13 protein-coding genes are annotated in these 12,354 nt (G+C 73.7%); 7 read left to right on the top strand and 6 right to left on the bottom strand.

The genetic code is table 11. From position 1 onward, the window contains the following. Positions 1 to 30: 30 nt before the first annotated feature. Complete coding sequence (locus ACIPXM_RS17645; RefSeq protein ID WP_401656087.1) at positions 31 to 402, bottom strand: STAS domain-containing protein; 372 nt, start codon at positions 400 to 402, stop codon at positions 31 to 33. Between the two features lie 197 nt (positions 403 to 599). Here ACIPXM_RS17645 and ACIPXM_RS17640 point away from each other — a divergent pair, with 197 nt between their 5' ends. After that, entirely contained in the window at positions 600 to 1,433 is an 834-nt protein-coding gene (locus ACIPXM_RS17640) for an RNA polymerase sigma factor SigF (RefSeq protein ID WP_401656085.1), read from the top strand. 52 nt (positions 1,434 to 1,485) lie between these two features. Here the strand turns inward: ACIPXM_RS17640 and hutI are convergent, their stop codons facing one another. From hutI to hutU, 4 genes are read right to left on the bottom strand one after another with little or no spacing between them, the layout of a single operon-like run. After that, a complete protein-coding gene (gene hutI, locus ACIPXM_RS17635) occupies positions 1,486 to 2,751 on the bottom strand; it encodes an imidazolonepropionase (protein WP_401656083.1) in 1,266 nt (421 codons plus the stop codon). 35 nt (positions 2,752 to 2,786) lie between these two features. Continuing rightward, complete coding sequence (locus ACIPXM_RS17630) at positions 2,787 to 4,127, bottom strand: formimidoylglutamate deiminase (RefSeq protein WP_401656081.1); 1,341 nt, start codon at positions 4,125 to 4,127, stop codon at positions 2,787 to 2,789. Beyond that, entirely contained in the window at positions 4,118 to 5,317 is a 1,200-nt protein-coding gene (locus ACIPXM_RS17625; RefSeq protein WP_401656204.1) for an allantoate amidohydrolase, read from the bottom strand. Before ACIPXM_RS17625 ends, ACIPXM_RS17630 begins: the two co-directional genes overlap by 10 nt. A 17-nt stretch (positions 5,318 to 5,334) precedes the next feature. Next, positions 5,335 to 7,047 carry a urocanate hydratase gene (hutU, locus tag ACIPXM_RS17620; protein WP_401656079.1) on the bottom strand — a complete coding sequence of 571 codons (1,713 nt, stop codon included), beginning with the start codon at positions 7,045 to 7,047 and terminating at the stop codon, positions 5,335 to 5,337. Between the two features lie 115 nt (positions 7,048 to 7,162). Between hutU and ACIPXM_RS17615 the strand changes: the two genes are divergently transcribed. The 6 genes from ACIPXM_RS17615 (at position 7,163) to ACIPXM_RS17590 (ending at position 11,387) form a co-directional block, all read left to right on the top strand. Continuing rightward, positions 7,163 to 8,563 (top strand): diaminopimelate decarboxylase, encoded by a 1,401-nt coding sequence (locus ACIPXM_RS17615; RefSeq protein WP_401656077.1) that lies wholly within the window; start codon positions 7,163 to 7,165, stop codon positions 8,561 to 8,563. Further along, the gene (locus ACIPXM_RS17610; RefSeq protein WP_401656075.1) at positions 8,560 to 9,039 is read left to right on the top strand and encodes an SRPBCC family protein; all 480 of its coding nucleotides are present in this window, start codon (positions 8,560 to 8,562) and stop codon (positions 9,037 to 9,039) included. The genes ACIPXM_RS17615 and ACIPXM_RS17610 overlap by 4 nt, the downstream gene beginning before the upstream one ends. 206 nt (positions 9,040 to 9,245) lie before the next feature. Further along, a complete protein-coding gene (locus tag ACIPXM_RS17605; protein ID WP_401656073.1) occupies positions 9,246 to 9,665 on the top strand; it encodes a hypothetical protein in 420 nt (139 codons plus the stop codon). After that, a complete protein-coding gene (locus tag ACIPXM_RS17600; RefSeq protein WP_401656071.1) occupies positions 9,662 to 10,480 on the top strand; it encodes a transcriptional regulator in 819 nt (272 codons plus the stop codon). The genes ACIPXM_RS17605 and ACIPXM_RS17600 overlap by 4 nt, the downstream gene beginning before the upstream one ends. 41 nt (positions 10,481 to 10,521) lie before the next feature. Next, on the top strand, positions 10,522 to 10,914 hold the full coding sequence (locus tag ACIPXM_RS17595; RefSeq protein ID WP_401656069.1) for a roadblock/LC7 domain-containing protein: 393 nt from the start codon (positions 10,522 to 10,524) through the stop codon (positions 10,912 to 10,914). Positions 10,915 to 11,015: 101 nt separating this feature from the next. Continuing rightward, positions 11,016 to 11,387: a hypothetical protein gene (locus tag ACIPXM_RS17590; RefSeq protein ID WP_401656067.1), complete on the top strand. Its 372-nt coding sequence runs from the start codon at positions 11,016 to 11,018 to the stop codon at positions 11,385 to 11,387. Positions 11,388 to 11,421: 34 nt separating this feature from the next. Here ACIPXM_RS17590 and ACIPXM_RS17585 read toward each other — a convergent pair whose 3' ends face one another. Beyond that, entirely contained in the window at positions 11,422 to 12,255 is an 834-nt protein-coding gene (locus ACIPXM_RS17585) for a MurR/RpiR family transcriptional regulator (protein ID WP_401656065.1), read from the bottom strand. Positions 12,256 to 12,354: the final 99 nt, after the last annotated feature.

The raw sequence follows: 12,354 nt of genomic DNA, 5'->3' as shown, positions 1-12,354 counted from the left end.
GAGCCGGGACGAGCCGGAGCCGGGAGGGCGCTAGTCCGGCGGCGGAAGCGCGGAGTCGAGCGAGTCGTGGAGGGTGAAGACCGCTTCGGCCCCGGTGATCTCGAAGACCCGGGCCACCACGGGCCGCATGGCGACCAGATGGACCCCGCCGCCGCCCGCTTCGGCTCTGAGCCGGGCGGCGAGCAGGACGTTGAGGCCGGTGGAGTCGCAGAAGTCGAGCCGCGAGCAGTCGAGCACCAGCCGGGTGCGGCCCTCGTCGAGGGCCCGGTCGAGTGGCGCGCGCAACAACTCGGCGGTGTGGTGATCGAGCTCACCCACCGGGGTGAGCACCTCGCTCGCTCCCACGGTGGTGACGTCGACCCGGAACCGCTCGGGTGCGCTGCCGATGTGCTGGCGGTACATGCGTCGAACCATACAAGCGGTCCCCTGTACGGCGCACACAAGCTCCATGACAAACCGTACCTAAACAGACAATTGCCACTTGCAACCATCGGGGTCGAGCAGGTAGGGCTAGAAGGAAGCATTCCACCTGCCGGCTTTGGAGGCGCCGCAAACCGCAGCGAGAGACGACCCCGACCTCAACCTTGAGGAGACGATCGATGTCCCCCCGGCTCGACGCCCCGGAGCGCGCGGAACTGCCGCCGATCCCGCCCGCCGACGAGATCGCGCCGCACGACGCGCGCGCTCTGTCGAAGACCCTCTTCGCCCGCCTCGGCGACCTGGAGGAGGGCACCCACGAGTACGCCTACGTCCGCAACACCCTGATCGAACTGAACCTGGCCCTGGTCAAGTTCGCGGCGGCGCGGTTCCGCACCCGCAGCGAGCCGATGGAGGACATCGTCCAGGTCGGCACGATCGGCCTGATCAAGGCGATCGACCGGTTCGAGCTGGCGCGCGGGGTGGAGTTCCCGACCTTCGCGATGCCGACGATCATCGGTGAGATCAAGCGCTTCTTCCGGGACACCTCGTGGTCGGTGCACGTGCCGCGCAGGCTCCAGGAACTGCGGATCGACCTGGCGAAGGCGGGCGACGCGCTGGCGCAGCGGCTCGACCGGGCGCCGACGGTGGAGGAGCTGGCCCGGGAACTGGGCATCGGCACGGACGAGGTCGTCGAGGGCATGGCCGCGGCGAACGCGTACACCGCGAGCTCGCTGGACGCGCCCCCGGAGGAGACCGCGGGCGAGGGCACGTCCCTCGCGGACCGCCTCGGCTACGAGGACCACGGCCTGGAGGGCATCGAGTACATCGAGTCCCTGAAGCCGATGATCGCCTCCCTGCCGACCCGCGAACGCCGCATCCTCTCCCTGCGCTTCACGGCGGGCCTCACCCAGTCGGAGATCGGCGAGGAACTGGGCATCTCCCAGATGCACGTCTCCCGCCTGCTGTCCCGGACCCTGGCGCGCCTGCGCCGCGGCCTGACGGCGGAGGACTGACCCGCTCCGCCCGGCCGCGCCTGGTCCGGCCGGACCAGGCGGACCAGGCGGATCAGCCCGCCACGTACTCCCGCACGCCCCTCCGCCACACCCCCGCCACCAGCGGCACCCCCGGCCGGTAGGCCAGGTGCACATGGGACGGGGCGTCCAGGAGGGTCAGGTCGGCGCGGGCGCCCGGGGTGAGGCGGCCCACGTCGGTGCGGCGGAGGGCCGACGCGCCGCCCGCCGTCGCGGACCAGAGGGCCTCGTCCGGGGTCATCCGCATGTCGCGGACCGCGAGCGCGAGGCAGAACGGCATCGACGAGGTGAAGGACGAGCCGGGGTTGCAGTCGGTGGACAGGGCCACCGTGACGCCCGCGTCGAGCAGGCGGCGGGCGTCCGGCCACTGGGCGCGGGTGGAGAACTCGGCGCCCGGCAGCAGGGTGGCGACCGTGTTCCCGGAGGCCAGCGCGTCGACGTCCGCGTCCGTCAGATGGGTGCAGTGGTCGGCGCTCGCCGCGTCCAGTTCGACCGCGAGCTGGACGCCGGGGCCGTACGACAGCTGGTTGGCGTGCACCCGGGCCATCAGGCCCTTCGCCTGGCCCGCGGTGAGGATCGCCCGCGCCTGGTCGCCGTCGAAGGCGCCCTTCTCGCAGAAGACGTCCACCCAGCGGGCGTACGGCGCGCACGCCTCCAGCATCTCGCCGGTGACCAGGTCGACGTACCCGGCCGGGTCGTCGGCGTAGTCGGGCGACACGATGTGCGCGCCGAGGTAGGTGACCTCGTCGGTGTGCTCGGCCGCGATCCGCAGCGCGCGGGCCTCGTCCTCGACGGTGAGGCCGTAGCCGGACTTGGTCTCGAAGGTGGTGGTGCCCTGGCGCAGCGCCTCGCGCATGAAGCGGGCCACGTTCGCGGAGAGTTCGGCGTCGGTCGCCGCCCGGGTCGCGGCGACCGTGGTGCGGATGCCGCCCGCCCGGTACGCCTGGCCGGACATCCGGGCGTTGAACTCGGCGGTGCGGTCGCCCGCGAACACCAGGTGCGAGTGGGAGTCGACGAAGCCGGGGATCACGGCCCGGCCGCCCGCGTCGACCCGGTTGTCAGTGGCGGGTGCTTTGCTTGATCCACCGACCCAGACGACCCGGTCGCCGTCGATGACGACGGCCGCGTCCTGGATCAGACCGAGTGGCGAACCATCACCGAGGGAGGGGTCGTTGGTGACGAGAAGTGCGATGTTGACGATGGCCGTGGTCTGCGTGGCCTCCGTCGCCACGGCGCTGTTCGCGCTGGTGGGACCGGTGGTCGCCGCCGGGTTGTTCGTCGCCGCGTGGCCCGTGTTCATGGTGAGAGGTGTCTCCTTCAGCCGTTTCAGCCGTTTCAGCCGCGCAGGGCGGCGATCGAGTCCGCGAGGGCGCCGGCCGCGTCCGGCAGCGCCGTATGGACGCCGTCCCGGACCACGTGACGGCCGCCGACGACGGTGTGCCGCACATCCGCTGCCGACGCTGCGAATACCGCCGTCTCGGCTGCCAGACGCGGTACCGGCCCCGCTGTCCTGACCGAGTCGAGCGCGATCGTGGTGAAGTCCGCGAGCGCGCCCGCCTCCAGGGTGCCCGCGTCGGCCCAGCCGAGCGCCGCGTGGCCGTCGGCGGTCGCGGCGCGCAGCAGCGCCGCCGCCGTCCAGTGGCCGCGGATCCGGGTGCGCAGCCGCTCGTCCAGCTCCATCGCCCTGGCCTCCTCCAGGAGGTCGATGACGGCGTGGCTGTCGCTGCCGAGGGACAGCGGGGAGCCCGCGCGCTGGAGGGCGACGGCCGGGCCGATGCCGTCGGCCAGGTCGCGTTCGGTGGTCGGGCACATGCAGGTGCCGGTGCCCGAGCCGCCGATCAGGGCGATGTCGCCGTCCGTGAGGTGGGTGTTGTGGACGCCGGTGGTGCGCGCGCCGAGCACACCGTGGTCGGCGAGCAGCTGGGTGGGGGTGCGGCCGTGGGCGGCGAGGCAGGCGTCGTTCTCGGCGGTCTGCTCGGAGAGGTGGACGTGCAGCGGGGCCCGCCGTTCCTCGGCCCAGCGGGCGACGGTGGCCAGCTGCCCGGCCGGGACGGCCCGTACGGAGTGGACGGCCGCGCCGATCCGGACGCCCTCGCGGTCCTTGAGGGCGGCGACCCGCTCGGCCCAGGCGTCGGCGGTGCCGTCGCTGAAGCGGAGCTGGTGCGGTTCGGGGGCGGCGCCGAAGCCTGAGGACAGATAGGCGGTGTCGAGCAGGGTGATCCGGATGCCCGCCTCACCCGCGGCGGCGATCAGCGCCTCGCCCATGGCGTTGGGGTCGGCGTACGGGCTGCCGCCGGGCGCGTGGTGCAGATAGTGGAACTCGCCGACGGAGGTGATGCCGGCCAGGGCCATCTCCGCGTAGACGGCGCGGGCGAGGGCGAAGTAGGAGTCGGGGGTGAGGCGTTGGGCGACGGTGTACATCACCTCGCGCCAGGTCCAGAAGGTGCCGGAGCCGACCTGGACGGTGCCGCGCAGGGCGCGGTGGAAGGCGTGCGAGTGGGCGTTGGCGAGGCCGGGAATCGTCAGGCCGCGCAGGATCTCGGCGCCGGGCGGCGGGGCGTCGACCCCGGTCCGTACGGCCGTGATCCGCCCGTCGGCCACCTCCAGGAGCACTCCCGGCTCGACATTGGGGTCGAGCCAGGCATGCTCGAGCCAGTACGTCGTGGTCAGTGGCACGCCAGGCCCTCCAGTACGTCGGCGAGTGCGCGGACGCCCGCCACGCAGTCGTCCTCGGCCGCGGACTCGGCCGGGGAGTGCGAGACGCCCGTGGGGTTGCGGACGAACAGCATGGCGGTGGGGACGGCGGCGGACAGGATGCCCGCGTCGTGACCGGCGCCGGTGCCGAGCACCGGGACCTTGCCGAGGCTGTCGGCCAGGATCCGGGCCATCTCGTCGCGCAGCGCGTCCTGGAAGTCGATGACCGGGGTGAACGACTCACGGGTGAGGGCGAGTTCGACGCCATGGCGTTCGGCGTAGGCCGTGGCCGCGTCGGTGATGCCGCCGAGGGTGGCGTCGAGCGCGGCCTGGTCGGGCGCGCGCAGGTCGAGCCAGCCGCGGATCAGGGAGGGGATGGCGTTGACGCCGTTCGGTTCGACCGCGATCTTGCCGAAGGTGGCGACGGCGCCCGCGAGTTCGGCCTCGCGCCGGGCGGCGAGGACGGTCTCGGCGTACGGCAGCATCGGGTCGCGCCGGTCGACCAGGCGGGTGGTGCCCGCGTGGTTGGCCTCGCCCCGGAAGTCCAGCCGCCAGCGGCCGTGCGGCCAGATCGCGGAGGCGATGCCGACCGGGTCGCCGGTCAGGTCGAGGGCGCGGCCCTGTTCGACGTGGAGCTCGACGAAGGCGCCGATCCGGGCGAGCCGCTCCGGGTCCGCGCCGATGGTCTCGGGGTCGTACCCGGCGGCCTCCATGGCGTGGGGCAGGCTGATGCCGTCGCCGTCGCGCAGCTCGTACGCCTTCTCCTTGGTCAGCTGCCCGGAGGCGAGCCGGGAGCCGACGCAGGCGAGCCCGAAGCGGGCGCCTTCCTCGTCGCCGAAGTTGACGATGGCGAGGGGCCGCCGGAACGAGACGCCGCGGGCGCGGAGTTCGTCGAGGGCGGCGAAGGCGGAGACGACGCCGAGCGGCCCGTCGAAGGCGCCGCCGTCCGGCACCGAGTCCAGGTGCGAGCCGGTGACGACGGCGTTGCCCGCGGTGGGGTCGCCGAGCCAGGCCCACTGGTTGCCGTTGCGGTCGGTCTCGACGTCCAGGCGGCGGGCCTCGGCCTGCATCCGGAACCAGAGGCGGCAGTCGGCGTCGGCGCCGGTCCAGGCGTAGCGGCGGTATCCGCCGGAGGCGTCGCTGCGGCCGATCGGCCGCAGCGAACGCCACATGGCGTGGAAGCTCTCGCTCACGCGGAGGCCCCGGTCCCGTCACCGGTGGCACCGGCGGCGTCGGCGTCGGCGTCGCCGCCCTCGCGCATCGGGACGCGGACGCCCTTCTCGTCGGCGACCCGCTCGGCGATGTCGTAGCCCGCGTCGACGTGCCGGATGACGCCCATGCCGGGGTCGTTGGTGAGCACCCGGCGGATCTTCTCGCCCGCGAGCTTGGTGCCGTCGGCGACGCTGACCTGACCGGCGTGGATGGAGCGGCCCATGCCGACGCCGCCGCCGTGGTGGAGGGAGACCCAGGAGGCGCCGGAGGCCACGTTGACCATGGCGTTGAGCAGCGGCCAGTCGGCGATGGCGTCGGAGCCGTCGAGCATGGCCTCGGTCTCCCGGTACGGGGAGGCGACGGAGCCGCAGTCGAGGTGGTCGCGGCCGATGGCCAGCGGGGCGGCGAGGGTGCCGTCGGCGACCATGTCGTTGAACATGTCGCCCGCCTTGTCGCGCTCGCCCTGGCCGAGCCAGCAGATCCGGGCGGGCAGGCCCTGGAAGTGGACGCGCTCGCCGGCCATCTTGATCCAGCGGTGCAGCGACTCGTTCTCCGGGAAGAGGTCGAGGATCGCCTTGTCGGTCTTGTGGATGTCGGACGCCTCGCCGGACAGCGCGGCCCACCGGAACGGGCCCTTGCCCTCGCAGAACAGCGGGCGGATGTACGCCGGGACGAAGCCGGGGAAGGCGAACGCGCGGTCGTAGCCCGCGAGCTGGGCCTCGCCGCGGATCGAGTTGCCGTAGTCGAAGACCTCGGCGCCCGCGTCCATGAAGCCGACCATGGCCTCGACGTGCCGGGCCATCGACTCACGGGCCCGGGTGGTGAAACCGGCCGGGTCCTTGGCGGCGGCGTCGGCCATGTCCTCGAAGGCGACGCCGACCGGCAGGTAGGCCAGCGGGTCGTGGGCCGAGGTCTGGTCGGTGACGATGTCGATCGGCGCGCCCTCGGCGAGCAGCTGCGGCACCAGTTCGGCGGCGTTGCCGAGCAGGCCGATGGAGAGCGGACGGCGGGCGTCGCGGGCCTCGACGGCGAGCCGCAGCGCGTGCGCGAGGTCGTCGGCCTTGACGTCGAGGTAGCGGTGCTCGATGCGGCGCTCGATGGCGCGCGGGTCGACGTCGATGCAGATGGCGACGCCGTCGTTCATGGTGACGGCGAGCGGCTGGGCGCCGCCCATGCCGCCGAGTCCGGCGGTCAGCGTGATGGTGCCGGCGAGGGTGCCGCCGAACTTCTTCGCGGCGACGGCGGCGAAGGTCTCGTAGGTGCCCTGGAGGATGCCCTGGGTGCCGATGTAGATCCAGGAACCGGCGGTCATCTGGCCGTACATGGTGAGGCCGAGGGCCTCGAGGCGCCGGAACTCCTCCCAGTTGGCCCAGTCGCCGACCAGGTTGGAGTTGGCGATGAGGACGCGCGGCGCCCACTCGTGGGTCTGCATGACGCCGACCGGGCGGCCGGACTGGACCAGCATGGTCTCGTCCTGCTTGAGGGTCCGCAGGGTGCGCACCATGGCGTCGAAGGAGCGCCAGTCGCGGGCGGCCTTGCCGGTGCCGCCGTAGACGACGAGCTTGTCGGGGTGCTCGGCGACCTCGGGGTCGAGGTTGTTCTGCAGCATCCGGAGGGCGGCTTCCTGCTGCCATCCCAGGGCGCTCAGTTCCGTACCGCGCGGGGCCCGTACGGGGCGGGGTCCTGACATGGGGATGCCTCCTCGGATGTGAACCAGATATTCACATCCTGACCCGCTGAATAGTCTTAGTCAACAGCTGCGTCGGTCTCCCACCCGGTGGCGTGCGGCGGCCATGGTGGGACCCATGGCTTCTCCGACGCCCTCCCCGGCCCCTCCCCCGTCCGCTTCTCCTCCCTCCGCCGCCGCCCGCCGTGACCGCGCGGTCCGCGCCGCCGTCGACCAGGGCCTCCTCTCCCCCGCCGCACCCGTCGTCGCGCTCCTCGACACCACCGGCGTCCGCGCCTCCGCCGCCGCCCTGACCAGCGCCTTCGCCGCCGTCACCGACGCGCCCGTGCTGCACGCCTTCGCCGTGAAGGCGTGCCCGCTGGTGCCCGTCCTGCGCCTCCTGTACGAGTCCGGGCTCGGCCTCGAAGTCGCCAGCCCCGGCGAGCTGGCGCTGGCCCGCGCGGCCGGGGCGCCCCCGTCCCGTACCGTCCTCGACTCCCCCGCCAAGACCCCCGCCGAACTGCGCGAGGCGCTCGCCCTCGGCATCGCGGTCAACGCCGACAACCTCCAGGAGCTGGCGCGGCTCGACGCGCTCGTCGCCTCCGCGCCCACCGCCTCGCCGCTCGGGATCCGGGTGAACCCGCAGGTCGGCGCCGGTTCCATCGGCGCGCTCTCGACCGCGACCGCCACCTCCAAGTTCGGCGTGCCGCTGCGCGACGAGGGCGCCAGGCAGGCGCTCGTGCAGGCGTACCTGGACCGGCCCTGGCTCACCCGGCTGCACACCCACACCGGCTCCCAGGGCGTGCCGCTCGCGCTGATGGCCGAAGGCGTCGGCGCGGTGTACGGGCTCGCCGAGGAGATCAACACCAAGGCCGGGCGGCAGCAGATCGACACCGTCGACATCGGCGGCGGGCTCCCGGTCAACTTCCTCACCGACGAGGAGACCCCGAGCCACGCCGAGTACGCCCGGCTGCTCGCCGCCACCGTGCCGGGACTTCTCGACGGGCGCTACGCCCTGATCACCGAGTTCGGCCGGTCGCTGCTCGCCAAGCACGGCACGGTCCTCACCCGGGTCGAGTACACCAAGACCTCCGGCGGCCGCCCGATCGCCGTCACCCACGCCGGGGTCCAGCTCGCCACCCGCACGGTGTACGCCCCCGAGTCCTGGCCGCTGCGGATCCTCGCGTACGACGCCGAGGGCAGGCCCCGTACGGGCGAACCCGAGGTGCCGCAGGACGTGGCGGGCCCGGCCTGCTTCGCCGGGGACCTGCTCGCCACCGGCCGGGCGCTGCCCCGGCTGCGGCCCGGCGACGTGGTGGCGGTGCCGGACACCGGCGCGTACGCCTTCGCGCACCACTACGCGTACAACAGCCTGCCCCGGCCCGCCGTGCACGGATTCACCCCGACGGCCGACGGCGCGGTCGCCTTCGCGACCGTCCGCCGGGCCCAGACCCTCGACGAGATCGTCGCCGAGGCGGGCGGCGACCGGCCCGACGCGCTGCTGCGCGGCCGGGCCGCCGGTGGTCCCATGGAGCCATGACAGCTGGCACCTCCGTCGTCGTCGAACGCCGGGTGGCGGCCTCCCCGGGCCGGGTCTGGGAGGCCATCACCGATCTGCCGGACCTGCCCCGGGTGCTCGCGGGCGTCGAGAAGGTCGAGGTGCTCACCGAGGGCGGCTTCGCGGTGGGCACCCGATGGCGCGAGACCCGGCGGATGCTGGGCCGCGAGGCCACCGAGGAGATGACCGTCACGGTCTGCGAACCGGCCGAGCGGTACGTCACGGTCGCCGACTCGCACGGCATGCACTACGTCTCCGAGATCTCGCTGCGCCCCGAGGGCCCGGCCCTCTCGGCCGCCGCGACCGTGCTGCGGATGACCTTCACGGCCCGCCCGGCCCACGACCGCAAGCCCGGGGTGGTCGCGCGGCTGCTGGCCCGCTTCGGTTCGCGGGCGGTGGCGCGGGCGCTCGGCAAGGACCTGGACGACATCGCGCGGGCGGTCGAGAGCCGGATGTGAGGGGCGCGGGACGGCACGCAGGGGGCGGGTTCGGGGGCGGTTCCGAGGGCGTGACGACCGCTGGGAGGTCGGTCTTCGGACAACCGCATATCGGGCGCTGACAAATTCCGCTGGAAAATGCCAGAACTCCTGTCCCGTGGCACGACGTTGAGTAGCGTCGCCGTTACTGCCGTTCGTCCGCACGCCGCATCGGGAGGGGATCTCGCGTGCCCGGAATCGACGAGTGTCTGCGGGAGGCGATGAGCCTCCCGGGGGCGCGCGGGGCCTGGCTGGTCGACTGGACCAGTGGGCTGGCCCTCGGGACCGCGGGCGAGTCACCGGTCGGCGACCACGAGACCACGGCGGCGGAGAGTGCCGAACTGGCCCGCGCCGCCGCCGAGTTCGAGTCGCCCGCGAGCGAAGGGCCCGGCGGCCCCGGGGGCGGACCGGCCGGTGAGGGCATCGGCGAACCCCCCGTCGAGGACCTGATCGTCACCACCCGCGCCGGGTATCACGTGATCCGTTTCGTGGCGACCGCCTTCGACAGCAGCGTCTGTCTCCACCTCTGGCTCGACCGGACCACCGGGAACCTGGCGCTCGCCCGGATCCGGCTCGGCGACCTCGCCGAAAGGCTGGTCCTCGGATGACCCCCGTACCCGCAACCGTTTCCGTACCCGCGTCCGTCACACCCGCCCCGAACTCGGTCTCGCCGATGCTCACCCGGCTCGCCGCCGAGCGGGCCACCGGCGCGCTGCTGCGCGACCACGGCACCCTCTACCTCGTCGACGGCCGGGTGGTGCACGCCGAGAGCCCCAGCTCGCCCGGCGTCGAGGTGCTGCTCATGGCGGGCGGACGGCTGCCCCGCGCGGGCTGGCAGGAGGCCGTCGACCGGGCGGGCGCGCGCGGCGCGGTCGGCCGGTTCCTGGTCGACAGCGGCGCGCTGCACGACGGCGAGCTGGAGATCTGCCACCTCGGCGCGGTCTTCGACGCCGCCTTCTTCGCGCTCGGCCCGGCCAGCGGACCGACCAGGTTCCGGTACGGGGTCGGGCACTGGTTCGGCGCGGTGCGGCCGGTCGCCACCGAGACCGTCGAGCGCGAGACCCGGCGCCGCCGGGAACTCCTCGACAACGTCTGGCCGTACCCGGCGGTCGACCACGCCCCCGTCGTGCCCCGGCCGGCCGCCCCCGGCCAGCCGGTCGGCACCCGGCAGCGCGCGCTGCTCGCCGCCGCCGACGGGGTGCGCACCCCCGCCGGGATCGCCCGGCGGCTCGGCCGCCCGGCCTTCCACACGCTGCTCGACGTACGGCGGCTCGCCGCGGCCGGACTCGTCGAGACCCCCCACGACAGCACCCCGCCACCCGCACCGGCCGTACCCGCCTGGATCGGGCGGGCGGCGGCCACCGACGACCCCGACGTCGCCCTGCTCCGCCGGCTCCGTGACGCCCTGGAGGCAGCTCTGTGATGAGGCGTGCCCTGCGCATGCGCGCCGAGAGGAGACAACTGATGACCGCAGAAGCCGAGGTCCTGGGCGAGCTGAGACGGTTGCGGGCGCGGCTGCCGCAGCTCACCGGGGCCCTCGCGGCCAGCGCCGACGGCCTGGTCCTGGCCCAGGACGCGGTGGACGGCGAGGCGGAGAGCGTCGCCGCGCTGACCGCCGCCGCGCTCGGCGTCGGGCAGCGGCTAGCCGACACCACCGGGCAGGGCGGCTTCCGGGAGCTCCTGGTCCGGGGCGAGAACGGCTATGTGGCGACGTACGCGGCGGGCGGCTCGGCCGTCCTGACGCTGCTCGCCGAGCCGCGGATCAACGTGGGGCGGCTGCACCTGGAGGCGCGGCGCTCCAGCGCCCGGATAGGCGAGCTGGTGGACGGCGCCCTGGAGCGCAGAGACCTGAACTGACCGGACACCGCCCGAGCCCCGCACGACCGGAAGCACCGATCACTCACTCACGAGAACGCACTCACGAGAACGCACTCACCGGAACGAAGGAAGGCACCACCATGGCGAACACCGAGACCTCGCTCAAGGAAGCCGCCCAGATCGAGGGCGCGATCGGCGCCGCCCTCGTCGACTACGCGAGCGGCATGGCCCTCGGCACCATCGGCGGCAGCAAGGAGCTCGATCTCAACGTGGCGGCGGCGGCCAACACGGACGTGGTCCGCGCCAAGCTCCGCGCGATGGAGGCCCTCGGTCTGAACGACGAGATCGAGGACATCCTGATCACCCTGGGCGGGCAGTACCACCTGATCCGGCTCCTGAAGACGCGGGGCGGTGGCGGGCTCTTCCTCTACCTGGCCCTGGACAAGTCCCGCGCGAACCTGGCGATGGCCCGCCACCAGCTGAAGAAGATCGAGTCGGAGCTGGAGATCTGACCCGTACGCCCCCGGCTCTCCCGCGCGTGGACGCTCAGTCGACGAACAGGCCCCGCGCCGCCGCCTTGGTGTCGAACTCCTCCAGGCGGGCCTGGGCGTCGGGCAGTTCGTCGGCCATCGCCTCCAGGAGCACCCGGCCGAGCAGCATCGGCGCGCACGCGGTGTCGAAGGCGAGGCCGGTGCCGACGGCGGCCGGGATGAGCAGGTCGCTGTGGGCGGCGACGGGCGCGAACGCCGACTCGGCGACGGTCACCACGGTGAGGCCCGCCGCGCGGGCGTAGGCCAGCGCGTCGACGACCTCGCGCGGGTGCCGGGGCAGCGCGAAGCAGAGCAGGGCGGTGGCCCCGGCCCGTACCGCCGCGTCGATCCGGTCGTCGAGCATCGAGCCGCCCTCGTCGAGCAGCCGGACGTCCGGGTGCACCTTGCCCGCGAAGTAGGCGAAGCCGCGGGCCTGCGAGGACGCGGCCCGCAGGCCGAGCACGGGCAGCGGCCGGGAGGCGGCGAGCAGCCGGCCGGCGCGCTCGACGGGCGCCGGGTCGGCGAGGAGTTCGGCGAGGTGCCGCAGGTTCTCGATCTCGCCGAGCACGGCCTGCTGGTACTCGTTGTGCTCGACGCGCTCCGCCTCGGCCGCGGGCACGCTCTCCCGCAGGTGCTTGCGGAGCGCCGGGTAGCCGTCGAAGCCGAGGGCGACCGCGAACCGGGTGACCGAGGGCTGGCTGACCCCGGCGAGCTCGGCGAGCTCGACGCTGGACAGGAAGGCGACGTCAGCGGCGCGCCGCACCATGCAGTGCGCGATCCGCCGCTGGGTCGGCGTCAGCCGGTGCCCCTCGAAGAGCGCCTGCAGCCGTCCGGCCGGGCTGTCGCTCATGCCGTCCCCCTTCTGCCCACCCGTTCTATTCATTCTCCCGGCACTCTGCATGAACATATGCAGCCAGGCAAGACGGGGACCCGGAGGACCGGGGCAGGA

The organism is Streptomyces sp. NPDC090025, assembly GCF_044748125.1.
Lineage (GTDB): Bacteria > Actinomycetota > Actinomycetes > Streptomycetales > Streptomycetaceae > Streptomyces.
Note: the sequence above shows the minus strand (reverse complement) of the source record. Positions and strands in the feature narration are given on the sequence as shown.